This window comes from Nocardioides bruguierae, assembly GCF_023656415.1.
GTDB lineage: Bacteria > Actinomycetota > Actinomycetes > Propionibacteriales > Nocardioidaceae > Nocardioides > Nocardioides bruguierae.
Genome location: NZ_JAMOIL010000041.1, coordinates 1 through 26,047 on the forward strand (window position 1 = coordinate 1; position 26,047 = coordinate 26,047).

Consider the following 26,047-nt stretch of genomic DNA (forward strand, 5'->3'; position numbering starts at 1 on the left):
AGCTCCTCAACCGCCGCAAGTGGAGGACCCGAGTCGAACTCGCGAACGCGATCTTCGAGTACATCGAGATCTTCCACAACCGACAACGCCGTCACTCCGCGCTCGGCTACCAGACCCCGATCGAGTATGAGCTAGCCTCACCCACAGACACCGTTCCCGCCTGAGGACTCATCACGCCGAATGGAAACCAGGCTGTAGGGCAGGTCATTGGTTTGGCGCGCCGCCTGCGGGCGGTCGATGTGCACACCGTTCCCGTGCCTCATGTGTGCCCCAGGGCCTCGGGGCTCGCGGGTTCTTGCTGGTGCCCGGTGGAGGAGTGGGGTCTGTTAATCCGTCGCGAAAGCTTCCCAGGTTCGAATCCTGGATCTGCCACAGCACCAACTCAAGGTCCTCTGACCTGCGGTTTCTCGCAGGCCAGAGGGCCTTGTGCTACCCGGGTGGGGTATCTGAGTCGACGAGCTCCTCGGCCTGGGCGGGCAACGCGCTGACCTGAGGTTTCTTCGGCCGCGTGTGGGGGTCGTGCCCCATCTGTGCCCTGGGGACGGGGGCGGGGGCGGGGGCGGGGGCGGGGGTCAATGGTGCCAAGCTGGCAGGGTTGTCCTCGCGTATGGCCTGCGGGGCGCGAGCCCGGGTGGGGTATCGATTCGCGACGGAGGCGCTGCTGTCAATGCTGGGTGCGCCTGGCCGCTTGTTGCTGCGCTGACGTGTGCCGCGCTGGGCCCGACCCTGTTGCCGACCGACTGCTTGCTGGCCAGTCGAGTGGCGGATGTGGGTCCAGATCTTCACGCTGGCAGGTGGCCTCGGACGTCGTCGGGAACAGAGGAGTTAGTGCGGCTCCAGCGTACGTATGTGGCGGTTTTACGCAGCTCGTCGAGTCGCCGACTGCCGCGCGGAGCGCGCCGGGTCGTCCATCCGCCGGTCGACGGCCCGTGAGGCCGCGACGGCGACCTTGCGGGCGTCGCGGTCGAACTTCTCCTGGACCTCCGCCCGGCAAGTCGGAACGGGGGCTCTTTCTACATGCGGGCACGCACCAACAGCCCGTTGCACCGTCGAGCCACGCGGCTAGGAAGACTGGGAAGCAGTTGCAGCGTGCATCCCACGCAGCAACAGCAGGTGCCCCGCTGTCCGCACGCGGCAAGTCGGAACTGGGGGCTCTTGCTACCCGCGGGCGCGCACCAACAGCCCGTTGCACCGTCACGCCACGCGGCTAGGAAAAGCGGGATACAGTTGCAGCGTGCATCCCACGCAGCAACAGCAGGTGCCCCGCTGTCCGCACGCGGCAAGTCGGAACTGGGGGCTCTTGCTACCCGCGGGCACGCACCAACAGCCCGTTGCACCGTCACGCCACGCGGCTAGGAAAGGCGGGAAACAGTTGCAGCGTGCATCCCACGCGGCAACAGCAGGTGCCCCGCTGTCTGCACGCGGCAAGTCGGAACCGAGGCCTCTTGCTACCCGCGGGCACGCACCAACAGCCCGTCGCGGCGGGCATGCCACCTACCAACTTGATCCGAGTTCGATTTGGCATAAATTTCTGGAAACGCTAGTCCCGTTGGCATGGCGGCCCTACGCTGCAACTATTCTGCCCTTTGACTTGCTAGTATGGGCGCATGAAACCCGAAGACTTCACCGCGCCTGACTTTGGATCGGCGACGCGCGAGCCAGGCAATCGGTGGGCGTTCTGGTACTTCAAGCCAGCACCCATGCCGCGTGACCTCGGTTTGAGGTCAGTGACTGTCCGAGCACTGTCGGAGGCTGACTCATCTCTCGGGCGGCTTCAGGGTCTGGGGACCTTGATCAAGGATCCCGAGTTGCTCCTGGGTCCATACCTGACGCAGGAGGCCCTGGCGAGCTCGCGGATTGAGGGGACGCAAGCCTCTCTGTCCGAGGTCCTCCAGGCCGAGGCGGGCGGCACGCCGTCGCAAAGCGAGGATGTGGCTGAGGTCGAGCGCTACATCTCCGCTACTCGTCAGGGGTACCAGTTGGTTAAGGAGCTGCCGATCACGCAGCGGCTGATACTGCAACTCCACAAGACCCTCCTGTCTGGCGTCCGCGGCCAAGAGAAGCTGCCCGGCGAGTTCAGGCGGACGCCTGTATGGGTCGGTTCGACTACAGATAGCCCTGATACAGCGATTTACGTCCCTCCTCTGCCCGGCGACCTACCTGAGGCCCTCGCTGACTGGGAACAGTTCGTGAACACTCCCGGTGACCTGCCGACCCTCATTCGTTGTGGGCTGATGCACTACCAGTTCGAGACCATCCACCCCTTCCTCGACGGCAACGGCCGAATCGGCCGGCTCCTGATCAACCTCATGTTGGTAGAGGAGGGCAGGCTCGCGACCCCCTTGCTCTACCTGTCTGGGTACCTCGAACAGCACCGGCGCGAGTACTACGAGAGACTTCAAGCCGTTCGTGAACGTGGCGAGGTGGAGGAATGGCTGCAGTTTTTCCTCACTGCGGTTCGTCGAGCTGCCGACGATGCCGTCGTCCGCGCCGAGCAGCTAGTTGAGGTCAGGGAGCGCTACATCAAGGAGGCCAATGCAACCCGCTCCAACCTTCACTCCCTCGTCGAACTCATCTTCAGCAACCCCTTCATGACTGTCGCGCGACTGCAAGCCAAGACAGACATGACTCCGCAAGGTGCACGCAACATCATCAAAGACGCGGCCGCGCGAGGTTGGCTGGCAGAGATCGGGACCATGGGCCGGGGCGGACGAATGTACTGGGTAGCTAGCGAGCTCTACGGCATCATCGAATCCCCATGGACCTACACGGAATCCGATCATCCGTGAGGCATCCGTGACAGCAGAGTCCCAAGGTCAAGCTTGGCTTTGGGATTGTGTCGTGAAATGCGCTGCTCAGGACGTTGATCCGCTTGAGGGTCTGCTGAACCATCAGGGGACTTGGCCAGAATCGCGAGCACATCCTGAACTGGGCCGGTGCCGGTGCCGGTGCCGGTGCCGGTGCCGGTGCCGGTGCCGACGGCGACACTCGCCTGCGAGTGCGGATGACCTCGAATGGGCAACTCGTGGGGGATGGGGCCAATCACACGACCGAGATCGACTTCCATATCCAGGAGCGTCCGCACCTGGGATACCGAAAGGAAGATCGCATCGATTGGACGAGTGCCTATCTGACTGACATCCAACAGGGCGTCTTCATGGGCGACGCGATCCTTCGACTGCCGGGGCTAGACCTAAGTTCCGTCGATGGCTGGCGGGGACTGGTGGAGTGGTGTCTGCGCCTAGACAGGCGTTGTTCGAGATCTGGAATCTGGCTCCCAATTGACGGCTCTTCTTACTTGAGGTGGGGTGGGTGAGTCCGCCGGCGATGAGCAGCATCCCTAGGCGGTAGTTGTTGCGGTTGCGGAAGCCGCGAGCGATGCGGCGGTGGAGCTCGATGAGGCCGTTGACGGCCTCGGTGCCGGCGTTGTTCGCGTGGCCGTGTCGATGTAGGCCAGGAACGCGGCCGACCACCGTTTCAAGGTCCGGCCGAGTCGTGCGATCTCGGGGACGGGGCAGGTCGAGAATGTCGCGAGGACCTTGAGCGCGATCCGCCGTCCGGCGGCGGGGTCGGGGTGGCGGTAGGCAGCGCGGAGTTGTTGTGCGCAGGACCAGGCGAGGTAGACCTGCAGGTGTGCCTCGTGCGCAGCGATGGCGCGGCCGAGTCGCTGCCACTGGTGGTCCGTACTGGTGGTCGGTGAGGTTCTCCGCACCGGCTCGTAGGAGCTTCGCGATGCCGTAGAGGGGGTCACCCTTACGGCCGCGGTGGCCCAGGGTCTGCTGCTGGACCCGCCGGCGACACTCATCGACCGCGGCGGTGCCCAACTTGATCACGTGGAAGGCGTCCAGGACCGCCACGGCGTCCTCGAGGTGGTCGTCGATCGCGGTCGTGTAGCCGTGGAACGGGTCCAGCGCGGCGACCTTCACGCCCTTCTGGAACGCCGTCCCGCGTGCGGTGAGCCATTCGCCGTAGGCTTGCCGTACCTGCCGGGGACGAGGTCGAGGAGTCGGGCGTGGACGCGTCCTTCCTGGTCACGGGTCAGGTCCACCATCCCGGTCAGCTCCTCGGGGGCCACGGCCACCCGCGGTGGTGGGCTTGGTGGAGACGTGGTGCCAGATGTGCTCGTCCACGCCCAGACTCCTCACGCCGACGAAGCGGGACTCGTCGTCGGCCATCGCGACCAGCAGCGGCTGGATGGATGACCACACGGTGCGCCAGGTCGTGCCGAGCTGGCGGGCGATGCCGGCGACCGAGGAGTGCTCGCGGCGGATCTGTCCGAGGGCCCACCAGCACGCGCGGGTCGTCAGCAGCGCCCGTGGACGGGCGAGGTTCTCGTACTGTTCGGTCCACGCCCCCACCGGGCAGCCGGGCTCGGGGCAGCGCCAGGTCCGCTTGCGCCAGATCAGCTCCACGGGCCGGCCGAAGCAGGGCACGTCGACCAGCGGGACATTGCGGCGGCCGTGGCTGGCCGCGATCACACCGCACGAGCGGCACCCGGTTACCGCCGGGGTGGACTCGATGACCACCGCCAGCTGCGGATCGCGGGCGGTCACCGAGACGACGTGGAACCCCGCCAGGCCCACAAGGACATCACACCGCTGGCAGTAGTTCGGGTCAGGACACACGGGCGCGGTCGCACGCCGTAGGCTCAGACATCGTCGAGGCCTTCAGGGTTGAGCGGCTTAGTCACTGCCGATCTTGGAAGGTCTCGACCCACGTCCGGGGTCAGCCCGTCAGCGCGTGTCGCACCGCCCCCACCGCAAGTACGAAGAGCCCCCTTAAGGTGCCGCGGTGGCACCACGGCGACCTGTGCGCGAGATCGCGGCAGCAGACGGGCAGGCACTTGTGCTGGTGGCGCGCGTCCAGTTGGCGCACCAGGGGCTCCACGACACCTGGGGGCCGTTGTCTGGAGCGGAGAGAGAGCGCGCCGATCGCTACGTCCATGAAGCGGATCGCCGTAGCTACGAGTCTGCCCACTTGTTGGTGCGCGAGGCGGTACGACGCTGGTGCGGCGCGGTTGCCCAGCCTTCGCTCGTCCTGACCTACGACTGTCCCACCTGCGGGTCCGCCGAGCACGGTCGCCCCCGCTTCCGGTCGCTGGACGAGGTGCAGATCAGCCTCTCCCATGCCCGTGGGCACGTCGCGGCCGCGGTGAGCGCGCGCCCGATCGGCGTTGATGTCGAGGACACCGATCGGTCCCTGAGTCGAGCCGATCTGACGGGCTTCATGACTCCCCGCGAGCTGGCTGCCGACGGTGGCTCGATGGGACTGCTGGAGACCTGGACCCGAAAGGAGGCTCTGGTCAAGGCCGGTGCGGCCACGCTCGACGAGATCGGCGGCGTCGATGTGACCGCCGACCTGTGTGCCCTCGCAGGCGGGTCGTGGCTGGTCCGCTCGCACCGAGACGAGGGCTGGGTGCTGTCCGTGGCCACCGGTGGCGAACGAGGTCCTGAACCGCACTCGGAGGTCGCAGACGGGCCCCCGAGAGATGCCAGCGAATGACCCGGGTACCTTGACGCCGCGACAGTTGGGCCGACCGCGAAAGCCGGGTGGAAATCGCTTGGCAATTCGGGTTGCGCGGCCGCTCGCAAGCGCTTATCCTCAGTGCCACGCAGTCAAGTTTTACTTGACTGCGTGTTGGCTCTGCTTTCAGCGGAGCAATTTGGACTCGGCCAGAAAGCTATTGCGTTGTCATCTCGGGAGCCCCTGCTTGCGCACTTCCGCCCGCTCGTCGGCGCGGTCGATCTGCCGACGCCAGAGGTCTCGGGCGGCCGACGCTGGTGGGAGGGCCCGCTCGATGTCGAGGGCCTTGCCATCGACAGCATCCGGACCTTTCTGACCCTGGCGGGAGCGGTCACCGGGGAGGCCAGGTTCGGGTCCGATGCCGCGTTGATCCTCGGAGCCTTCATGTCGCTCGACCTCCTCGAGATCGACGAGCACTCGACCACCGGCTTCGCGCCCATGTCGGGGTTCTTCGAGACCTCGGACGGGTGGATCCGCGTGCACGCGAACTACCCGCACCACGCTCGCGCCCTGGAGCGGGCGACCAACGCCACTGACGCGGCGGCACTCCGGCGAGCTGCGAAGTCGCGGCAGGCGCGCGAGCTCGAGGACCGCATCCTCGCGCATGACGGAGTGGCGGCAGCCGTGCGGACCGCGGACGAGTGGCGACGCGAGGAGAGCGCACGCGAGCCGTGGTTGACGGTCGACGCCACACATGCGGCGCCGTGCGCCCCTCCGACTCTGGGTCCGCTCCTCAGTGGCCTCCGCGTCGTGGATCTGACGCGCGTCGTGGCCGGGCCGGTCGCGTCTCGTGCACTGGCTCTCCTGGGCGCCGACGTCATCCGCGTGGACCCGGCCGAGCCGGCCGAGCTCATGGACCACTACGTCGACGCCGGCTTCGGCAAGCGGAGCGCCGTGCTCGACCTCGGTCGCGACGAGAGCCGAAGCCGACTGCGGGAGCTCCTGCAGTCAGCACACGTCCTGCTCACCGGCTACCGGCCAGGATCGCTCGACAGATTCGGACTCGCGCCGGACTCGATCGCCGCCGAGCACCCGCACCTCCACCACGTTCGAGTCCAGGCCTGGCCGCAGAGCAGCGAGTGGGGCGCCCGGCGCGGGTTCGACAGCATCGTCCAAGCGGCAACGGGGATCAGCGACCTCTACCGGAAGGCTGACGGCACTCCCGGTGCCTTGCCAGTCCAGGCGCTCGACCACGCCACCGGGTACGGCGCGGCGTCCGCAGTCCTGGCCGCTGTGATCCGGCACCGCGAGAGCGGAGTGATCGGTCCGATGGGGCTGACCTTGGCGAACACGGCTGCACACCTGCTCGCGAGCCCGGCCGTCGACCAGACGCCAGACCGCCCCTCCCCAGTGACCGCAACCATGTGCACCCCCGCGGGCACGCTGCGTTTCGCGGTCCCCCCGATTCTCCGGAACGGCGTCCCGGTCTCCTATGCGCACGCCCCCGGCCCCTACGGCGGTTCCTCGCTCGCGTGGGCCCCGCTGACTGGAAACGAACGGAGCTGACCGACATGAAGAGCGCGACCTGGAACGCCCAGACCCTTGGCGCCAGTACCGACTCGTGGACCATCGCCGTGCCTGACGGCGACCTACGCAACGTCGACGTCGACACGATCAGCGACCTGTTGTACGACGGGCCCGGCGTCGTGCTGATGACCGGAGTCTCCGTGCTGAGCGAAGGCGCTGCCGCGGCCTCCCTCGTCGCACTCGGCGAGCGCGTCGGTACGCCGATGACGCAGACGCTCGCCGGCGACCTCATCACCCGCGTCGAAGCACGCGAGCTGCACGTGCCCGGCACGATTCAACGTGGCCATCGGTCGAACGCCGAGCTGGCGTTCCACTGCGACCGCACCGACCTGATCGCCCTGCTCTGCGTCCGTGAGGCGCAGCAGGGCGGCGACAGCCTGCTGGTCTCGTCGCGCGCGCTCTTCGACGTCCTCGCCGACGAGGATCCGGCTGCCCTCGGCGAGCTGCAGGGGTCGTTCCCGCAGGACCGGCGTGACGAGGAGGGCTCAGGCGAAGCGCCGTGGTTCTCGGCACCGATCTTCTGGACCTGGCAGGACCGGGTGTACTGCCGCTACATCCGCAAGTTCATCGAGTCCTCCCAGCGCCACGAGGACGCTCCACGGCTCACCCCGGAGCAGACCCGGGCCCTCGACGTCTTCGACGCCCTCCTACAGCGACCGGAGCTGGTCTACACGATGCGGCTCGCGCCCGGCGACCTCCAGATCATCGAGAACCACACCGTGCTCCACTCGCGCACCGCGTTCACCGACACTCCTGGTGCTGGTGGCCGCTTGCTGATGCGCCTGTGGCTCAGCCACGACAGAAGCCCCGAGCTCCCCGAGGCGTACCGACCGATCTACGGCACCTGCGCCGCCGGCGCCGTGCGCGGTGCGATGTCCGCCAGAACGGTTCCGGCTCGGTGAGCGACCAGCTGACCCACGACTCGTTCTGGCCGGTCCTGCCCACCAGCGAGCGCTCTTCGGGTGGCATGGGGACCGTCGCCTACCTGCCTGGCTTCGCCGACCCGGTTGAGTCACTGAACGACTTCGTCGCCGCTACCAGCGTGCCGTCCGTCGCCGCCTCGATCATCAGTCTGAAGGGTGCGAACCCCGGCCAGGACTCGCCTGGATGGACCGCCGCGGACTTTGCCGCCGACGTCCAGCGGACCTACCACGGGCGGGCCCCCCTCGACATCGTCGGCTATTCGTACGGCGCCTCGGTGGCCGCGGCAGCTGCCGTCATGCTCGGCCCGACCGTCGTACGGTCACTCACCCTGATCGACCAAGCCTTCTTCGCCGATCCGGAGGCGATCGAGCCCGGCGGCTTCTGGCGTGAGGTGTCGGAGATGAAGTGGGCCTACGACCAGTCTCACCTCGTCCACGCCGCCAGCTCATTGGGGATTCCCGTCCTGCTGGTCCTGGGCGCCGACTCGTCCGTCGTGAGTGTCCCCGAACGGACGTACTGGCTGGATCGCGTGGCCGACAACCTCGAGGTCGTCCTCGTGCCAGGAGACCACCGTGCCCTGGTGTCCGGACCGATGACCGCGGCCGCAGCAGTCCTCGAGCACCTGAGCGGAGCGGTCCGTTGCTAGCCGACCTGGTCGGCCGACTCACGGCCGCCGTCGCCGACGTCCTGCGGATCGAGGACGTCGACCCGGACGCCAGCTTCCTGAACCTGGGGGGAACGAGCCTCGACGCCGTCCGCGTGCGGGCCCGGTTCGCGGCCAGCACCGGATACTCGTTCGACGTCGTCGACCTGCTGCGGTCCGAGCGGCTCGGGGAGCTCGCGTTGCACGCGGCCCCGGCGACGGAACGTCCGAGCGGGTCGGACTCGCATCCGCTACGGGCCAGCGACGCACAGCTTTGGATGCTTGCGGCCGAGCAGGCGGATCCCGACCACCCGAAGTTCCAGTTCGCGTGCGCGTTCGAGGTCGACGGTCCGCTGGACGTGCCCGCGCTGGCCGGTGCTCTCGAGGACACCCACCGCGCGCACGAAGTGCTGCACACGTCGTTCGCGCCCGCCGGTGACGAGTGGACGGTCGAGGTCCACAGCGAGCCCCTCTCGGTCGAGATCGTCGACGGGGTCGATCCCGAACTGGTGCACGATCGCCTGTCGGCGCTGGCGCAGGAGCACTTCCCGGCAGAGGGTCCGGACCGATGGCGTGTGGTGCTCGTCTCGACCGGGCCAGCTCGCCACTACCTGGGCATCTCCTTCGACCATCGCGTGGTCGACGGGTGGTCGCTGAACATCCTCCTGGACGAGATATCGCGTCGGTATCTCGCCCGCCTCTCGGAGACCGGTCCCGAACCGGCAGCCCCGTCGTACCTGGACCTGCTGCGAGGCCTCGATGACGAGACTCGACGTCGGCGACGTACGGCGGCCGTCGACTTCTGGCGTGTGCGGCTTCCGGCGAAGTACCAGGACTATCCGTTCACTCTCCCGGGGCGGCTCGGCGATCCTGCCGGAGACTCCCGGGTGCTGAGCGTGGCCGTCTCGGAGGAGGTCGCCGACGCACTGCACCGGACGGCGACGATGGTCGGTCAGACCGTCTGGGTCGTGGCCACCAGCGCGCTGGCCCAAGTGCTCCACCGGCGTACCGGTTCGACATCGGTCCGGATCCTGACCAGCGCAGCGAACAGGTCGTACGGGACCGAGTCGACCGTGGGCTGGTTCGCGAACGGGCTGCTCAACACCTATCGGCTCGCCGCGGGCTCGACCCTCAGCGAGAGGCTGGAGGAAGTCGCCCGGGAGTCGACCGCAGCCTCGGCGTTCAGCGACGTCCCCGCTCGCTACGTGCGATGTGGGCTGTGGCCGGATGCGCCAGCCGGCTATCGCACCGACTCCCAGATCTACCTCGCGGTGAACGAGGAGTGGACGAAGCCGCTGACGATCCACGGGTGCACCGTCAAGGGAATCGCCACTGACACTGCCGCAGATTCGCCGGGAATCGAGCTGTTCCTGGAGGCGTCGTCCACAGGGTGGGTGCTCGACGCCTTCTTCTTCGAGTCCGAATACCCCATGAACCTGGTCCGAGAACTGATGGACGAGTTCCTGACCGAAATCCGCAACAACTGGCTGGAGGTAGAGAGCAAGTGACGATTGTCGTGAATCAGGACCGGAAGCCGTCCTTCGAGGGTGACGGTTCCCAGCTCCTGGGCGAAGTGCTGGAGACCCGCGACGTTGACCTCATCAACCGCTGGTTCGACGAGATGGAGTCGTCCGGCAACGTTCCCGCGGGGTACGAGCCTGAGTTCGAGGCCGAGGGTGGCCGTCTCCGCAAGCTTCGCAGGCTGCTGTGGATGAACGAGGAGGTCTTCGGGCCGGTGCTGTGCAAGTCGGGCTTCTGCGAGGAGGCCCTCGAGCGCATCGGTCCGTCAGCGGTAGTCGTCTTCAGCGCCGCATTCCTCAAGCCTGGGCAGGTCGGCACGGCCGTGGCTCCCCACCAGGACCAGGCGCTGTGGCGCCGTACGTATCCGAAGGCGTTCAGCTTCTGGGTCGCGCTCTCCGATGTCTCGCCCGACAACGGTGGGCTGCACGGCTACTTGGGCCAGCGCCGCACCGAGGTCGTCGAGCACCGCTCGGACGCCGAGCACGCGTGGCACCCCACCCTCAGTTGGTGTCGAGACGAGCTGGGCGAGCGATACGAGTTCAACCTCGCACCGGGCGAGGCGGCGATGTGGGACAGCTTCTTCGTCCACGGCAGTGGGGCGAACACGTCTCCGGTCGATCGTCGAGGCATGGTCTTCGTCGCCACCGAGGGTGGCCAGGAGTGGCTCGAGCAAGAGGACTCCGTGCTGGTGACGGACATCCTGGCGCGGTGGGCCGGTGCCGGTGAGAAGGAACCGGTGTCTTGACCAGGACGAGCCTCATCCCGACCGACCGGTCTGTCAGGATCATCGACGCCACGCTTCGGGAAGGATCCCAGACCCCCGGCGGCGCGCTGTCTCTGGACCAGAGCGTCCACGTCGCCCAGCTCCTGCGGGCCGCGAACGTCGATGCGATCGAGTGTGGGCACCCGCTGATCGGCCCCCACGAGGAGGCCCGGGTACGCGCCGTGGTCGAGGCCGCCGGTGAAACCCCCGTGCTCTCGCACGCCAGGATGTGCGAGGACGACATCGACGCTGTTGCTCGGACCGGCGCGACCTGGGTCGGACTCTTCCTCGGCGTGAACGAGGCGTCGGTCCGACACCGTCGGACCCCGCGGGACAGCACCTACGTCATCGAGCGCGCGGTCAAGCACGCCGTCGGGCTGGGGCTTCAGGTCCGGGTCACCATCGAGGACGGCACCCGCACGCCCAGCCACCTCATGATGAGCTGCTTCGAGAGTGCGTTGATCGCGGGGGCCAGTCGGCTCTGCCTGGCCGACACGGTCGGAGCGCTGGAGCCCAGCGAGGTGGCTGTACGGGTGTCTGCGATCACCTCCGTCTTCTCGGACACTCCCGTGGAGGCACACCTGCACGACGACCGAGGGCTGGCGATGGCCAACGCACTCGCGGCCATCGACGCCGGAGCGAGCTGGGTCAGCTCGAGCGTCAACGGCCTGGGCGAACGAGCGGGCATCACCGACACCGCGGCACTCGCGGTGAACCTGCACCTGCGAGGGCAGCGTGACCTTCCCGGATCGGGGGACCTGCAGCGTCTCAGCGACTTCGTGGCTGCCTACTCGCGGTCCGGCCCGGACGCACGGCGACCTGTGGTCGGGAGCGATGTCTTTCATCACGTGGCCCGCTTGCACCAGCTCGCCGTGGAGAAGGAGCCGACGACGTACGAGTCGATCGACCCGGCGGCCCTCGGGCGCACCCGGGCCCTGGGCGAGACTCGGCGGCTCCCGCAGCGCCAGGCGGATCTGATCACCAAGCCGCCGGTGATCTCGGCGACCGAGCTTCGGCACCACCGGCACGGTCCGGGCGACCGCTACGTTCTGATCGACGACCGGTTCGTCAGCGGCGCCGCGCAGTACTGCATCGCTCGCAGGTTCCCGGAGGGCGAGCATCCGGTCGTCGGCCACGTGGACGGCCACGTACATCGATGTGACTCGCTGTTCGTCTTCCTCGGCGAGGCCGACGGGTACGAGGGGCTCGACGTCGAGGTGACCTTGGGGGACGAGGTCTTCGCCGTGCAGAGTCCGGCATCCGTCTTCATCCCCGCCGGCACCTATCACTCGTACCGCGCGGTTCGCGGTGCCGGGACGTATCTCAATCACGTGCTGTCGGGCAGCTACAACGACAGCCTCCTCGACTGATGAAGGGAAACACAAGGATGAACACGAAGGCAGCCGCATGGAACGCCGTGGGCGGGATGTTCTGGACCCATGGCCGGGTGTCCGCCCGCCCCAGCGGTGAGGAGCTCGCTCTCTTCACGCGAGGTGTCGCGCCCGGCGATCGAGTCGTCCTCATCGGTGCGAGCACGCGCGAGCTGGCCGAGAGGCTCCAGGAGATCGGCGCCGATCTCACGGTCCTCGACTTCTCCGAGCGGATGTGCGCTGACCTGCGCGCCGCCAGTCCGGGGATCGAGGTCATCTGTCATGACATCCTCGAACCCGCGACGGCGCTCGCGGGAAGCGCCAAGTGGGTGCTCTCGGACCGCCTCGTCAACCGCTTCGATGCCACGGAGGCAGTGCACGCCGTCGGCACGATGATGGAGCTCCTGCAGCCGGAAGGCGTCCTGCGCGCCACCATCAAGCTCGGGCTCTACCCGATGGATGACCGCATGATCGCCGAGGGCGAGCGACTGGGAACCCTCAGCGCCTTCTGGGACGAGAGTTCTCGGACGATCGACTTCGCGACCGCAGGGGAGGCGCTGTCGTCCGGCCTGCTCGCCCACGGCGACATTCCCCGAGAGGTGCTGCTGGAGTGGTACCAGGGTCGCGGACGCGAGACGCGTCTGGACGCACCCGACGTAACGGAACTGTTCGCCAGGTGCGATCTCGAGGTCAAGAACGAGATCGACCTGCCGGACGCCCCGGGGACGTCTATGTTCGAAGCGGTGCGGCGGATGGCTTCCTAGGTGTGCGGCATCGTCGCGATCCAGGATCCGGGGCTGACCAGTGAGGACGCGCGCGCTGCCGTAGAGCAGTCGCTAGGCTCGTTGCGACACCGTGGACCCGACGACGGCGGATGCGTGGTCACCGCCGGCGCGGGGCTGGGCATGCGCCGCCTGACGATGCGGTCGGCGTCGGTCGATAGCGTCCCGTTCGCCGTCGGCGACGGCAGTCACGCCGCGCTCAACGGCGAGGTCTACGCGGTGACCCCAGCCGGAACGGGTGCCGCGCCGCAGCCGTCGCGCACGGTGCTCGGCGGTGCGGATGAGGTCGAGTGTGTCTTCGAGGAGGGCACGGCGAGCTGCGAGGGAATGTGGGGGGCCATCCGGCTCTCGCCGGACGGCACCATGGTGGCAACCCGGGACCCCTTCGGAATCAAACCGCTGTGGGTTCGCACCACCGAGACCGGTGTGGGGCTCGCGTCGGAGCTGCCAGCGCTGGAGGTCGCGGGGCCGCTCCCGTCGATCAGGCGGCGGGCGGTGGCTGAGTTCTTGCTCCTGGGCCGTTTCGTCGATGGCCAGACGATCCGCAACGGAATCCGAGCGTTGCCTCCGGGGACGAGGACGTCCTGGAAGGCAGGCGAGCCGATCGAGACCAGGATGTGGGAGCGCCCCCGAGAGGGCCTGGCCGACGGCGGTCTATCGGCGGCGCGCCCGACCAGCGCCGAGATCGTAGAGGCGATCGATGAGAGCGTGCGATGGTGCGTCGACTCGGAGCGTCCGCTGGGGGTGGCTCTCAGTGGCGGGCTGGACTCCACGATCCTCGCCCATCACCTGCTCCGGCAGGGCGTCGTCGAGCTCGCGTCGGTCAGCGTCAGGGTCGAAGGAGTCGACGATGGCGTCCGCGACCTCGCCGAGCTTCCTGTCCAGGGGGCGATGGGGGGCTGGCGTCACCGCGCACGCACGGTGGACATCGGCGAGTTCCTCCCCCTGCTGCGACGGTGCGTACGCATCTTCGGTGAGCCGACTTCACTGACGAGCACGCCGCTCTATTTGGCGCTCTCTGAGCTGGCGGCCGATGCGGGCATCGTCGCCCTGCTGGTTGGCGAGGGAGCCGATGAGCTCTGGGGAGGATATTCGTCGTACCTGGACATCGCCCGCGATGCCGATGTCGTCGCGCACTACGCGCCAGCTCCGATCCGCGACTGGGTGACCGACCTGCTCGGCAGCGCGGAGCTGGTGGACGAGGTGTGTACGACGTGTCGAGACTGGCTTCCCGGTCCGCGCGGCAGCGAGCTCGTCCGACAAGCCGAACGGCAGATGAGCCTCGAGCCGCTGCTGTACCGCACCGACATGCTGACGATGAGTCAGTCGATCGAGGCGCGCGTGCCGTTCCTGCACGGCAGGGCCGCGGAGCTGCCGGACGCGTTCACCCTCGCCGAGCTGGCCGGAGACGGTCAGACGAAGCGGCCACTGCGGACGGCGTACGACGAGGCCTTCGCCGGTCGGACCCCGCCCAAGACCCCGTTCCGGGCGCCGTGGTCTCGTTGGCTCGACGAAGGGCTTATGGACGACGTCATGCAGATCCTCGAGTCCAACCTGTCGGCCCTGGACGAACTCGGCGTCCGACCGAGCGTCGTCCGGGAGGTCGCGGTTGCGGCGACCGCCGCCGATCCCTCGGCGCGGATGCTGCTGTTCAGGCTGACGACGCTGTGCTTATGGATTGAGGAGTGCGGATGACGAGCGAGTACCACCCGGCCGATATCGATGGAGAGGCTGCGTCGTCGGGCGCCGACGGCACCCGCGGTGCCTACCGGCTGGAGTCGCCGATCAGAACAGTCGCCTTCATAGAGTTTCCGGCCGGAGCCGCTCAATGGCCGATGGATGAGATCAAGGCACGGTTCGCGGACTCGGCCAGGCTGCAGTCGCTGAACGCGCTCGACTGGAGTAGCGCGGCCCGGTCGATGTCCGGGGCCGCGCGGCGCCACGTCGACTCGCTCGGTCCGGACGAGCGTCCGGACCTGATCGTCGCCTACTGCACGGGGGTCGCCCTCGCCCTCGAGGTCTCAAAACTACTCGGAGGGGTGGTCGTGGCAGCGCTGGATCCGGCGATCCCGACCGAGGCGGAGGTCCTGGCCGAGGCGAACGAGCTTCTCCAACGCGTCGGCGCCGGTCTGGTCCCGGCTCTCGGCAGCCCTGGGTCGCCGGGGTTCATGAGCCACACGACGGAGCTGCTGAAACAAACGCTCGCCAACGAGTACCCCGAGCTGTCGACGATCGACATCGACGAGCTGGTCGAGCTGCAGACCTCCTGGTTGGCCTACCTGGTCCACGCCCGGGCCACCAGCGCCGCAACAGTCGACTGGGCGTTGACCAGCCTCGACGCAGAGGAGCCGCCTCTTCGGTTGCTTCGCGAGGACCGGTTTGCCGTACGGCGCGCCGAGCTGCCGGCTCATCCGGAGGTTCAGCGCGCCTTCGGCCTCCTCGCTGACTCCGGAAACCCGCGGCCGGCAACCGGATCCCGTCCGTCGTAGCCCACCCTGAACACCCCCGAGTGCAGAGGGCGGCAGCCCTCTGTCATCAAGAGCTCGTGGCCTCGCGGGCCACGACCACACCTGAGAGGAACAGCATTGACCAGACCGAAAGCGGCGGCAGTGTTGACGTTGCTCCGGCACCGCCCCTTCCTGTTCCAGTTCAGCGCCAACGGCCTGTCGATGATCGGCACCGCCCTCACCCCCGTGGCGCTCGCACTGGGCGTGCTCGAGGCGACCGGCTCGGCCGCCAAGCTGGGGCTGGTGCTCGCCGCGTACTCGGTGCCCCAGGTGGTGTTCCTGCTCGCCGGCGGGGTATGGGCCGACCGGTTGCCTCGCCAACGCATGATGGTCGCCGCGGACGCGATCCGGGTCTTCACCCAGTGTGGCTTCGGCGTGCTGCTGCTCACGGGCTGGTCCCCCCTGTGGGCGATGATGGCGCTGCAGGCCCTCTGCGGAGCCGGGAGTGCGCTGTTCCTGCCGGCGTCGACGGGCCTGGTGGCCGACACCACGCCGGTAGGCATGCGCCAGGAGGCCAATGCGCTGCTCTCGCTGACCCGAAACCTGACAGGCACCATCGGGCCGATCGTCGCCGCCAGCGTCGTTCTCGGTCTCGGCGCGGGATGGGCGCTCGTCCTGGACGGGGCGTCGTTCTTCGGCAGTCTGGTCTTCCTGGCGCTGCTGCGCCTGCCACCTGTCGACCGCGCGAAGGAGATGCCTGGCCGCAGCTTCGTCGGCGAGGTCATCGGCGGCTTCGACGTGGTCCGCCGAACCTCGTGGATCTGGACGACGATCGTCTACTGCATGTTCTTCAACATCGGCTTCTCGGCGTTTCAGGTCCTCGGTCCGGCGATCGTCGTGGCCCGCGACCACGGCGCGGTTGTGTGGGGAGTCACGGTCGCCCTGCTGGGGCTGGGACAGATCGTCGGGAACGCGGCCGCGCTCATGTGGTTCCCGAGGCGGCCCCTGCTCACGGGGCGACTGGTGATGTTCGCCGGTGCCCCGGTGCTCTTCCTGCTGTCCGCGGACGGATCGCCCCTGGGCATCGGGATCGGAGCCCTCCTGCTCGGCCTGGCGATCAGCTTCCCCGACACCCTCTGGGACGCCGCGTTGCAGGAGCACGTGCGACCGGATGCGCTCGCACGGGTGTCGTCCGTCGACTACTTCGGCTCGTTCATCCTGCGGCCCGTGGGGCTGGCCGTGTCGGGCGTCGTCGCCGGGGCCGTGGGGCTGTCGGCTACGTTGATGGGGGCGGGGGTGCTCATCGTGGTCGCGACGGCGGTGAGCCTGCTCGATCCCGGGGTCAGCAAGTTGACCAGAGCGCTGCCCACACCGGATGGCGTACCGACGCTCTCGGACCAGGCGACATGACGGTCGGCTTCCTCGAGTCCGGTCGGGGTCCGGCAACCCAGGCCCGCCTGTATGCGTTCCCACACGCAGGGGGGATGGCCCATGAGTTTCGCGACTGGGCCGCGCTGGTGCCCGGTATCGACGTGTGCGCCCTGCAGCTGCCGGGACGGCCCCCCTACATGGGCTCGGACCCGATCGAAGACGTGCGAGCGATCGCGAAGGCTGCGGCAGCGGAGATCCGGGTGGACCTCCCGTTCGGCCTGATAGGTCACAGTTTCGGGGCACTCGTCGCCTACGAGACGCTGCGCGTTCTCCAGTCCGAGTACGGGTGCGTCGGCGAGGCCCAGTTCGCTTGGGGAAGTCCAACTCTGTGGGCATCGGCGTTCCCAGCGCCGCACCGGATTCCGGAGGCGCCCGCGATCGCAGCGCTCAGCGACCAGCGCCTGCTGTCGTTCCTTGCGGAGCGCTTCGACGCGGTGCCGCGTGAAGTCCTGTCCGACCCGGAGCTGATGACCATCGTCGTCGGGTACCTGCGCAGCGACTACACGGCGCTCGAGCGGTACCGGTTCGAGCCGGGTCCGAGGCTGAACGCCGACATCCAGGTACTGCTCGGTTCGGAGGACGATCTCGACCCCTCGGCGTCGAGCTCCTGGGCGGATCTGACGACCCGCGACTGCGACGTCGCGGTCATGCCCGGCGACCACTTCTACATACGAGAACCAGACGCGCGGGCTCAGATCGCGGACCGTGTGACCTCGGCACTCATCGGAAAGGCCTGAAACATGTTGGTACCGGATGGCGCGGACCCCGAGCGCCAAGCTCCAGACCCGGCCCTCTGCGTCTCGGTGTGGGACGTGCTGCGGGCTCGGGCGGTCGAGATGGAGGACCGGGTCGCGGTGGGCGGTGCGACGAATCGGCTGACGTACCGCCAGTTGACTGGAGCTGTGGGCCAGTACGCGCGATCGCTGATGCGATCGGGCGTCCGCGGCGGCGACGTCGTGGTGGTCGAGGTCCCTCGTTCCCCCGAGGAGGTCATCGCCGTTCTGGCGGTGCTCTCGGTCGGCGCGACGTACGTGTCGATGGATGCGGCCGCGCCGCCCCCGCGGCTGGGGGTGATGGCCGAGCTCGTGAAGCCGCGCGCCGTCATCGGTCGCACGGATCGGGCGCGGCAGATCGCAAGCCTGTCCGCCGCGGAGTGCGTGGTGCTGGATCCGCCGGACCCGACCGCGTTCGACGCCGACAGTGATGCGCCGACTCCGGTGCCGGTGGGGCCGGAGTCGGCCGCCTACATCGGGTTCACCTCAGGGTCGACCGGCGCTCCCAAGGCAGTCGTGGTTCCGCACCGGGCGGTCATCCGCTTGATGCGGGCGGCCGATGGCTTCGTCCGCTCCGACGCCGACGACACCGAGGTGTGGTTGCGGCTGGCGCCGCTGGCATTCGATGCGTCGACCTTCGAGCTCTTCTGCTGTCTCTTCCGGGGCGCCGAGCTGGCCGTCTATCCCGACGGGCCGGTGTCGCCGAAGGAGCTGGCCGACTTCTTGGCCGCCAGGGGAGTCACCGTGGCCTGGCTGACCGCCGGGCTGTTCCGGACCGTCGCCGACGAGGCCCCGGAGGCGTTCGCCTCGCTGACCCAGCTGGTGACAGGTGGGGATGTCGTGCCGGCCGATCGAGTGCGTGCCGTCCTCGACCGCGCCGCGGGCTCACTCGCCGTCACGAACGGCTACGGGCCGACCGAGAACACGACGTTCTCCACGACCTTCACTGCTCGTTCGGCGAGCGACTGGGTCGGGTCCTTCCCCATCGGGGAGCCGATCGAGGGCACCGAGGTCAAGGTGCTGACCGAGGACGGCACGGATGTGCCGGCCCCGGGGGCTCCGAGTACGACGCATGGGGAAGGCTCCGCCACCGGTGAGATGGGTGAGCTCCTCGTCGGAGGTGTGGGGCTGTCGCTCGGGTACCTCGGGGATCCGGAACAGACGGCACAGCGCTTCGTCGTCATCGACGGCATGCGCTTCTACCGCACCGGTGACCTCGTCCGCTGGGACGAGGACGGGAAGGCCCTCCAGTTCTGCGGGCGCATCGACCGGCAGATCAAGATCCGGGGTCACCGCGTCGAGCTCGAGGACGTGGAGGCCACGGTTCGTAGGCAGGCTGAGGTCCGGGATTGTCACGTGCGCGTCGCTCCCAACGCGACGACAGCTCAGCTGGTCGCCTACGTGGTCGCGCAGGACCAAGCGGCAACCGACCCGACGATTCTCCGTGACTCGCTGCGTGAGCAGCTTCCGGCGTACATGCAGCCCGACCAGCTGGTCCTGGTCAAGCAGCTGCCGCTCAACGCCAACGGAAAGATCGACGAGTCCCGCCTGGCGGACCTTGCCGCGGCCACGAGCGCGCGGCGCCTGCCCGAAGCCTCACCGGGCGATCGACCGGCAGACTCCGCACTCCGACTCGAGAGCCAGATAGAGCTGGTCTGGTGCGAGGTTCTCGGCCTGGATGCGATCGAGTACGACGAGGCCTTCTTCGACGTCGGAGGTGACTCGCTCACGATCGGCACGGTGCACACGCGGTTGCGCGAGCTGTACCCGGCGCACGACCTCAAGGTCATCGACCTGTTCACCCATCCGACGATCCAGGAGCTGGCCGATCACCTGAGGAGCCGAGATGAGGGATGACTCCCACGAGCCGATCGCTGTCATCGGGATGGCGCTGCGGTTGCCCGGCGCACTGACGCCCGAGCAGTTCTGGCACAACATCACCGAGGGCGTCGTCTCCGTAGGCGATCGATCACGTGCCGAGCTGTTGCGTGCCGGGGTCTCCCCGGACGAGGCCGATGATCCGGACTACGTGCCGGTCCATGGCGTGCTCGACGGTGCCGACCGGTTCGACGCCGAGTGCTTCGGTTTCTCGCCGCGCGAGGCCGCCCTCATCGACCCGCAGCAACGCAAGTTCCTGGAGTGTGCCTCGGAGGCGCTGGAGGATGCCGGGTACCTGCCCCGGGCGCGGCGGGGCCGCGTCGGCGTGATCGCCTGTACCGGCAACAACGCGTACCTCGTGCGGAACCTGCTGCCCGCTCTCGCCGCGGAGGCTGAGTTCGAGAGCACCGCGATGCTGGTAGCAGCGGAGAAGGACCACGTCGCGACGCGGGTGGCACACCGGCTGGGACTCACAGGACCCGCCTTCACCGTCCAGACCTCGTGCTCGAGCTCGCTGGTGGCCGTCCACCTGGCCGTGCAGAGCCTTCGCGCAGGCGACGCCGACATGTGCATCGCGGGAGGCGCCTCCATCCAGGTCCCACTGGGGGCCGGGTACCTGCACGCACCGGGCGGCATCGCATCCCCCACCGGGCGTTGCCGTCCCTTCGACGTCGGCGCCGACGGGACCGTCTTCGGAAGTGGCGTCGGTGCAGTCGTCCTCAAGCCGCTGTCGACGGCAGTGGCCGACGGCGACCGCATCGACGCCGTGATCCTCGGCACCGCCATCAACAACGACGGAGCCCGCAAGGTCGGATACACGGCGCCGAGCGTGCAGGGCCAGGCAGAGGTGATCCGCGCCGCTCAACGCGCGGCGGGGGTCCGGGCACACGACATTCAGTACGTCGAGACCCATGGCACGGGGACCGGGCTCGGTGATGCGATCGAGATCGCGGCATTGCAGGCTGTATACCAGGACGCCGAGCTGGATGAGGCCGTCGTGCTCGGCGCCCTGAAGCCGAACATCGGGCACACGGACAGTGCGTCAGGCATCTCCGCGTTGATCAAGGTCGTGCTCGCTCTCCGCTCGGAGATGCTGCCGCCGACTCCGTCGGTGACGGAGGTGGACCCCGACCTCTCGATCGACCCCCGACGCTTCCGCTTCTGCGGACGACCCGAGCGCTGGGAGGCCCGGGGAGGTCGACAGCGCGCCGGGGTGAGCAGCTTCGGTCTGGGTGGCACCAATGCCCACGTCATCGTGGAGCGCGCACCCGACGACGCTCGAAAGACTCCGACCAGAACAGGACTGTCGCTGCCCAGCCTCCTTCCGCTGAGTGCGCGAGACGAGGATGGCCTCCGTACCATGCGTGCGGATCTGGCCGACCGGCTCATCACGGGCGGCCACCCGATCGGTGACGTCGCCCGCACCCTTCAGGACGCTCGCGAGCCGCGGCGGCACCGGGTGTTCGCGGTCGGGCACTCGTCGGAGGAACTGGTCGCCTCCCTGGCACGTGCGAACCCGGCGCAGGCGGCCCGGCGACCGGGTCTCGGCTTCGCGTTCTCCGGTTTCGGACAGTCCGCCCTTGCCGCGCTCGCCGACCTGTCCGTGTCGTTTCCGGTCTTCAAGGCGACGGCCGAGGCGGCGGCCTCCGCCATCCGCGATGCCGGCGGGCCGGGGATCGACGCCCTGATGGCCGGTGCAAGGCCGGCAACCGGCGAGAGGGCCGACCCGCGCATCGCCCAGCCAGCCATGTTCGTTCTCCAGGTCGGCCTTGCTCGCACGTACGACGACCTTGGTCTCGCGCCGGAGTGGGTGATCGGTCATTCGCTCGGAGAGTACGCCGCGGCGTACGTCGCCGGCGCGCTCTCGTTGCCCGCGGCGAGCGCGCTGGTCGTGACGCGGTCCCGTGTCATGGAGGCGCTCGGTCCTGGCGCCATGACGTCCGTCCGTGCCCCGGAGCGGACGGTCCGCGACTGGATACGCGATCGGCTCGATGTCGCGGCGGTGAATGCCGACGACGCGGTCGTCGTGAGCGGCGCCAAATCCGATGTGGAGGAGTTGGAGGCCTTCCTGGAGGCGCGCGGCACCAGGTTCCGCCGACTGGAGATCGGCTTCGCGGCCCACTCTCGCTACCTGGACCCGTTCCTAGCCGGGTTCCGCCGGGTGGAGGACGAGCATCGCGAATCGGGGACTCTCTCCCGATCCTTCGTCTCCTCGGTCTCGGGCCGCACCTTCGCGGCTGGAGAGACCCTTCCGGGCGGCTACTGGACCGAGCACCTGCGAGCGACCGTCCGCTTCGCGGACGCGGCACGATCGGCCATGGCATCGGCCGATCGCGTCGTCGCCGAGATCGGGACCGGGCACGCGATGTCGTACCTCATGCAGCAGGCGACGGACGATCAGACTGCGCTCTGCATCCCGGGTGTCCAGAGCGACCCTGATCGGGCGGCGAGCGACGGAGTCCTCCGTGCGGTCGGAACGGCCTGGACGGGTGGCGTCGACGTCCGCTGGAGTCGACTCCGCGGTCCAGGAGCGGCGCGACTCGCCCCCGCACCGGTGCACCCGTTCGCCGACACCCGGCACTGGATCGAGCGACGCCCGGCGGCACCCTTGGCGCGCGAGAATCCTCCCGAGGTCCCCGAGCCTGCGTCGGGCGCGGGGTCAGGCCAGGCTGACGAGTCGGCGCGCGCCGAGACCAACGACGACGGCAGTCGGCACGAGTCCGTGACGTCGGAGAGTCTTCGTGAGGTATGGGCGAACGTCCTCGGCCGACCCGTTCCCGAGGACGCGAACTTCTTCGCTCTCGGCGGAGACTCGTTGGCGCTGCTGGGCCTAGCGAAAAAGATACAGGAGGCGTTCCAGGTCCGCCCGACGCTTCGTGAGCTGTCTGCCAACGCCGACGTCGCCTCCATGGTGACGCTCGTGCGCGAGACGCAGGGGCCCTCATGAGCAGTGGGCGAGTTCCGTCGTTGGTCGTGGTGGTCGGCGACGGGTCGGTGACAGCGCGCGACCTCTTCCTCGGCCTGCAGTGGTGCGAGGACCTCACCTTCGTGCTAGAGCCGTGCCGCACGTCCTCAGCCGTGCGGACCCTCTTCGGGGACCAGGCTCGCTACGTCGAGTTGACGGACATCGCCGGCATCTCGGCGGACGCCGTGATCACGTTCAGTGAGCACCTGCTCGATGTGGCCGCGGCCCAGTCCGCCCGCATCGGACTCGCCGACGACGCGGTCGACGTGGCGCTCGGGGTGCGCGACAAGGGGGTGCAGCGCAACCGCCTGGCGGCGGGCGGTCTCGAGCACGTGCGGACCGCCGTCATCGGCGGCCTCGACGATGTCGCACGAGCCGCCGGTGAGGTGGGCTTTCCGCTGGTCCTGAAGCCAGTCGCCGGTCAGGGCAGCCGGCACACGCGGATGATCGCGTCGGCGTCGGACCTGGAGACCGCCTGCGTGAGCTACTTCGCGACCGATGCAGGTCTCCGCCTCGAACCCCTGATCGCCGAGACGTACCTGTGTGGCCGGCCCAGCGCACCGTTCGGCGACTACGTGTCCGTCGAGTCGGTCGTCTTCGAGGGCGAGCCGATCCATCTGGGTGTCACCGGCAAGCTGCCGTACCTGACGCCGTTCCGCGAGACGTGCCAGTTCTTCCCGAGCGGGCTGCCCGAAGCCGAGGTGGCGGAGATCCTGGAGCTCGCGGGGTCGGCGATCAAGTCGCTGAGAATAAGGGCAGGTGCGACGCACATCGAGATGAAGCTGACCGAGCAAGGTCCCAGGATCATCGAGGTCAACGGTCGCCTCGGGGGGTACATCAACGAACTCTACAGCCGGGTGCTCGGATGCGACCTGATCGAGCTGGTGTCCAAGGCGGCCTGCGGCGAACGACCGGAGCTGTCGGAGCCGGCTGTCGATCGCGTCCGGTTCCAGTACTTCCACCAGCCGCCGAGGAACGCGTCGCAGGTCGTGGGGATGTGCGGTGGTCGCGATGTCGCCCGGGACCCGGCCGTCAGCAGCTACCAGCGGCTCGTCGCCCTCCCCGCCGACCTGCCGCAGGACGACCGCTCGTTCGATCTCGACCTGCTGTGCGGCGAGGCCTCCACGCATGACGATTTCCTGGCGACCCTGGGCAGACTGCGAGCGATGCTCGAGTTTCAGTTCGCCATCGCGGCGCGGCCCAGTACGTCGGAGACGTTGCTTCGCATCACCGGAGACCGTCTCGACTGAGCTCCCCAGTCCGCAGACAAGTCCCCTTAAGATCTGGTCGAGGACAGCGCCACAAGCCCGTTCGGCTTGCGGAAAGTCGGGGGTGTGCGGCGCGAATCGGTGTCATGGGTACCGCGTGTCCGAGTCCGGCTCCTGCGCTTCCGTCTCGTGCCCTATCTGTGCCCCGCAGCGTCGGAATCCGGGTGTTCGTGCTGGTGCCTGGTGGGGGAGTCAGGGTCTGTAAATCCGTCGCGAAAGCTTCCCAGGTTCGAATCCTGGATCTGCCACCAGCAGGACAAAGAGCCCCTGAACAGCGGAAACGCCGGTCAGGGGCTCTTTCGTCGTTGTCCGACTGTGTCCGGCTGAGTCCGGCTGTGCTGGGCGGGTTGTGCCCTATTCGTGCCCTGGGGGCACGGCGTCAGCGATGGTCATCGACGCCTCGATACGGGCCAGGTGGTGGCTCGCCTGGCCGTCGAGGCAGTTGGCGTAGACGTCCAGCAGCACGCGGGTGCTGTGTCCGGCCCACTCAGCGACCTGTGCCGCAGGTACGCCGGAGTTCAGCCAGGTGCTGAGGCAGGCGTGCCGGAGGTCGTAGGGGCGTCGGGCGAGGGGTGTCTCGACCTCGGCGGGCGTGAGGGCCTCTGCTCGTGCATGACGCCATGCGTAGGTGAGGGTGCTCTCGGAGACCAGGCTGTGGAAGGGCGGGCTGAGCGGGGCGCCGGCCTTGCCGGTGCGGGCTGCGAAGAGCTCGCCTGAGGTGCCCAACGGATAGGCGGCTATGTGGCTCTTCAGGAGTTGGACGAGGGCGGGGTGCAGCGGGACCCGGCGCGTTGCCTTGGCAGGTCGGTGCTTGAGACCCCGCTGTTCGCGTGACTGACCGTCGTCCGTCCAAGCGGAACCTGGGACTTGCACCGTGCGGCTGAGGAGTGCCATGCCCCATCCCTGGTTCGGGAGGGTCAGGTCGCTCTGTCGCAGGGTCCGCGCCTCCGCAGGTCGCAGCCCGGCGTAGTACATGCTGCCGAACAGTGCGGTGAGCCACGGGTGCCGGGTGTTTACAGCGGCCAGGAGGGCTTGGGCCTGGGCGGGGTTCACCACGGTGCGACGGTCGACCTGGCCGGTACTCATGCGGCGGGGCTGCTGGATGTCGGGCAGCGGGTTGCGGTCGAGCACGTCGCGCTCCACCGCGTAGGCGAGGACGTGGCTGAGGGTGGCGCGCTTGCGGATGAACGTCGCGTTCGCTGCCTGCTGGCCGTCCAGGGTGGTGCCCAGAGCCGCGAGGACATGTTGGAGCGCCGCCGGTTCCCCAAGTCGTCGGGCGAGCGGTGAGCGGGCTCGGATGGCCTGGGCCAGCGGAGTGGCTGCCTCGGGGGCGCGCTGGGCGCTGAAGAACTCGTAGGTCAGGACCCGGCGTAGTTCTGCTGCCTCGGTGATGTGGATGCTCTCGAACTCGAACAGGGCCGTCGTGATGCGGGTGAGGGCTTCGGCGACTCCCTTGCGGTGGCGCGGCGAGAACCCTGCCCAGCGGGCATCCACGTAGAGGGCTACGAGGTCCATCCATGTCATCGAGCTGCGGGGCGTGGGTGCCATCGAGGCGGGCAGGCCGCTGGCCGTGCTGAAGGGGAAACCGTCACGAGACGCCGTCTGGAGGCCGGCGCGGAAGGTGTCGGCGAGGCGGGCCGTCGCGAACTGACGGGTGAAGCGCTTTCCTGCCACCTGCCACCGGACGCGGTCTCTGGTGCCGCTGGCGACGGTCCGCTTCTCCACCGTCCACACGCGGACGGACAACGACATGGGTTCGGATGGTTTGGTCATGGCTCGTCTCCCTTGTTTGGGGTTCGAGGCTCATCGACCTTGTCGGGGCGTGCTCTCAGGTGATCGGTTCCTGTGGACAGGCGCCCTGATTCGTAGCTTGTGGAAAAGGGCTGAGCCGATTGAGGCACCGGAAAGCGTTGAGCGGATTGCTTGGTGGGCCGGGCATCGCCGTGGTCCGATCTTGTTTGCTATTCCTCGAGTCCGCAGAGCCAACGGTCGAGATCGGAACGACGGATGCGGACGGCGCCGTTGGGAAGCTTGATGCACCGCGGTGCCCGCTGAGTGGAACGCCAGTCGTAGAACGTGGATCGACTGATGCCGAGCTCGTCGCAGACTGAGTCGCCCTGGGTTGGTTGGAGTCTCCTTCGTTTGGAAACGAGGATGTACTCATGCCGAAGGACAGCAGCCCGGGGAAGCCGACCACGCGTCGCTACAGCCCTGAGGAGAAGGCCGCCGCGG

The 26,047-nt window shown here is 68.3% G+C and carries 21 protein-coding genes and 2 pseudogenes; 17 read left to right on the plus strand and 6 right to left on the minus strand.

Features of this window, described 5'->3' with window-relative positions; genetic code table 11:
* Nucleotides 1–164: IS3 family transposase (locus M8330_RS20190; RefSeq protein ID WP_250828814.1), on the plus strand; the 164-nt coding region annotated here is incomplete at its 5' end.
* Between the two features lie 1,443 nt (nt 165–1,607).
* On the plus strand, nt 1,608–2,789 hold the full coding sequence (locus M8330_RS20195; RefSeq protein ID WP_250828796.1) for a Fic family protein: 1,182 nt from the start codon (nt 1,608–1,610) through the stop codon (nt 2,787–2,789).
* On the opposite strand, the gene M8330_RS20200 is transcribed toward M8330_RS20195, so the two are convergent.
* The 4 genes and pseudogenes from M8330_RS20200 to M8330_RS20205 all read right to left on the minus strand — a co-directional run bounded on the left by M8330_RS20200 (nt 2,780) and on the right by M8330_RS20205 (nt 4,553).
* Nucleotides 2,780–3,085, minus strand: coding sequence for a hypothetical protein (locus M8330_RS20200; protein ID WP_250828797.1), 306 nt, complete (start codon nt 3,083–3,085; stop codon nt 2,780–2,782). The genes M8330_RS20195 and M8330_RS20200 overlap by 10 nt on opposite strands.
* 70 nt (nt 3,086–3,155) lie before the next feature.
* Nucleotides 3,156–3,805, minus strand: a pseudogene (locus M8330_RS22785) (ISL3 family transposase).
* Nucleotides 3,696–3,968, minus strand: a pseudogene (locus tag M8330_RS22790) (ISL3 family transposase); the annotation flags it as partial. The pseudogenes M8330_RS22785 and M8330_RS22790, both read right to left, overlap by 110 nt.
* A 63-nt stretch (nt 3,969–4,031) precedes the next feature.
* Nucleotides 4,032–4,553, minus strand: coding sequence for a helix-turn-helix domain-containing protein (locus M8330_RS20205; protein WP_250828798.1), 522 nt, complete (start codon nt 4,551–4,553; stop codon nt 4,032–4,034).
* Nucleotides 4,554–4,809: 256 nt separating this feature from the next.
* Between M8330_RS20205 and M8330_RS20210 the strand changes: the two genes are divergently transcribed.
* The 15 genes from M8330_RS20210 to M8330_RS20280 all read left to right on the plus strand — a co-directional run bounded on the left by M8330_RS20210 (nt 4,810) and on the right by M8330_RS20280 (nt 23,797).
* Nucleotides 4,810–5,502, plus strand: coding sequence for a 4'-phosphopantetheinyl transferase family protein (locus tag M8330_RS20210; protein ID WP_250828799.1), 693 nt, complete (start codon nt 4,810–4,812; stop codon nt 5,500–5,502).
* A 132-nt stretch (nt 5,503–5,634) separates the two neighbouring features.
* The gene (locus M8330_RS20215) at nt 5,635–7,029 is read left to right on the plus strand and encodes a CoA transferase (protein ID WP_250828800.1); all 1,395 of its coding nucleotides are present in this window, start codon (nt 5,635–5,637) and stop codon (nt 7,027–7,029) included.
* On the plus strand, nt 6,996–7,952 hold the full coding sequence (locus tag M8330_RS20220; RefSeq protein ID WP_250828801.1) for a TauD/TfdA family dioxygenase: 957 nt from the start codon (nt 6,996–6,998) through the stop codon (nt 7,950–7,952). The genes M8330_RS20215 and M8330_RS20220 overlap by 34 nt, the downstream gene beginning before the upstream one ends.
* Nucleotides 7,949–8,620 (plus strand): alpha/beta fold hydrolase, encoded by a 672-nt coding sequence (locus tag M8330_RS20225; protein ID WP_250828802.1) that lies wholly within the window; start codon nt 7,949–7,951, stop codon nt 8,618–8,620. The genes M8330_RS20220 and M8330_RS20225 overlap by 4 nt, the downstream gene beginning before the upstream one ends.
* A complete protein-coding gene (locus M8330_RS20230; RefSeq protein ID WP_250828803.1) occupies nt 8,614–10,125 on the plus strand; it encodes a condensation domain-containing protein in 1,512 nt (503 codons plus the stop codon). The genes M8330_RS20225 and M8330_RS20230 overlap by 7 nt, the downstream gene beginning before the upstream one ends.
* Nucleotides 10,122–10,883 (plus strand): phytanoyl-CoA dioxygenase family protein, encoded by a 762-nt coding sequence (locus M8330_RS20235; protein ID WP_250828804.1) that lies wholly within the window; start codon nt 10,122–10,124, stop codon nt 10,881–10,883. Before M8330_RS20230 ends, M8330_RS20235 begins: the two co-directional genes overlap by 4 nt.
* A complete protein-coding gene (locus M8330_RS20240; RefSeq protein WP_250828805.1) occupies nt 10,880–12,271 on the plus strand; it encodes a LeuA family protein in 1,392 nt (463 codons plus the stop codon). Before M8330_RS20235 ends, M8330_RS20240 begins: the two co-directional genes overlap by 4 nt.
* Nucleotides 12,272–12,288: 17 nt before the next feature.
* Nucleotides 12,289–13,035 (plus strand): class I SAM-dependent methyltransferase, encoded by a 747-nt coding sequence (locus M8330_RS20245; RefSeq protein ID WP_250828806.1) that lies wholly within the window; start codon nt 12,289–12,291, stop codon nt 13,033–13,035.
* Nucleotides 13,036–14,748 carry an asparagine synthetase B family protein gene (locus M8330_RS22600; protein WP_250828807.1) on the plus strand — a complete coding sequence of 571 codons (1,713 nt, stop codon included), beginning with the start codon at nt 13,036–13,038 and terminating at the stop codon, nt 14,746–14,748.
* On the plus strand, nt 14,745–15,542 hold the full coding sequence (locus tag M8330_RS20255; protein WP_250828808.1) for a hypothetical protein: 798 nt from the start codon (nt 14,745–14,747) through the stop codon (nt 15,540–15,542). The genes M8330_RS22600 and M8330_RS20255 overlap by 4 nt, the downstream gene beginning before the upstream one ends.
* A 120-nt stretch (nt 15,543–15,662) precedes the next feature.
* Nucleotides 15,663–16,910 carry an MFS transporter gene (locus M8330_RS20260; RefSeq protein ID WP_250828809.1) on the plus strand — a complete coding sequence of 416 codons (1,248 nt, stop codon included), beginning with the start codon at nt 15,663–15,665 and terminating at the stop codon, nt 16,908–16,910.
* A complete protein-coding gene (locus M8330_RS20265; protein WP_284705005.1) occupies nt 16,907–17,668 on the plus strand; it encodes a thioesterase II family protein in 762 nt (253 codons plus the stop codon). Before M8330_RS20260 ends, M8330_RS20265 begins: the two co-directional genes overlap by 4 nt.
* 3 nt (nt 17,669–17,671) lie before the next feature.
* On the plus strand, nt 17,672–19,561 hold the full coding sequence (locus M8330_RS20270; RefSeq protein WP_284705006.1) for a non-ribosomal peptide synthetase: 1,890 nt from the start codon (nt 17,672–17,674) through the stop codon (nt 19,559–19,561).
* Entirely contained in the window at nt 19,551–22,529 is a 2,979-nt protein-coding gene (locus M8330_RS20275; RefSeq protein WP_250828811.1) for a type I polyketide synthase, read from the plus strand. Before M8330_RS20270 ends, M8330_RS20275 begins: the two co-directional genes overlap by 11 nt.
* Nucleotides 22,530–22,555: 26 nt before the next feature.
* Nucleotides 22,556–23,797, plus strand: coding sequence for an ATP-grasp domain-containing protein (locus M8330_RS20280; protein ID WP_250828812.1), 1,242 nt, complete (start codon nt 22,556–22,558; stop codon nt 23,795–23,797).
* A 372-nt stretch (nt 23,798–24,169) separates the two neighbouring features.
* On the opposite strand, the gene M8330_RS20285 is transcribed toward M8330_RS20280, so the two are convergent.
* Together M8330_RS20285 and M8330_RS20290 are read right to left on the minus strand one after the other, a co-directional pair.
* Entirely contained in the window at nt 24,170–25,567 is a 1,398-nt protein-coding gene (locus tag M8330_RS20285) for a tyrosine-type recombinase/integrase (protein ID WP_250828813.1), read from the minus strand.
* Nucleotides 25,568–25,776: 209 nt separating this feature from the next.
* A complete protein-coding gene (locus M8330_RS20290) occupies nt 25,777–25,971 on the minus strand; it encodes a helix-turn-helix transcriptional regulator (RefSeq protein ID WP_308196322.1) in 195 nt (64 codons plus the stop codon).
* Nucleotides 25,972–26,047 lie beyond the last annotated feature (76 nt).

What these genes read in the sequence shown, in the direction of transcription:
- M8330_RS20195 (WP_250828796.1), top strand. Translation starts at nt 1,608, where the DNA reads ATGAAACCCGAAGACTTCACCGCGCCTGACTTTGGATCGGCGACGCGC.
- M8330_RS20245 (WP_250828806.1), top strand. Translation starts at nt 12,289, where the DNA reads ATGAACACGAAGGCAGCCGCATGGAACGCCGTGGGCGGGATGTTCTGG.
- M8330_RS20255 (WP_250828808.1), top strand. Translation starts at nt 14,745, where the DNA reads ATGACGAGCGAGTACCACCCGGCCGATATCGATGGAGAGGCTGCGTCG.
- M8330_RS20265 (WP_284705005.1), top strand. Translation starts at nt 16,907, where the DNA reads ATGACGGTCGGCTTCCTCGAGTCCGGTCGGGGTCCGGCAACCCAGGCC.
- M8330_RS20270 (WP_284705006.1), top strand. Translation starts at nt 17,672, where the DNA reads ATGTTGGTACCGGATGGCGCGGACCCCGAGCGCCAAGCTCCAGACCCG.
- M8330_RS20275 (WP_250828811.1), top strand. Translation starts at nt 19,551, where the DNA reads ATGAGGGATGACTCCCACGAGCCGATCGCTGTCATCGGGATGGCGCTG.
- M8330_RS20285 (WP_250828813.1), bottom strand. Translation starts at nt 25,567, where the DNA reads ATGTCGTTGTCCGTCCGCGTGTGGACGGTGGAGAAGCGGACCGTCGCC.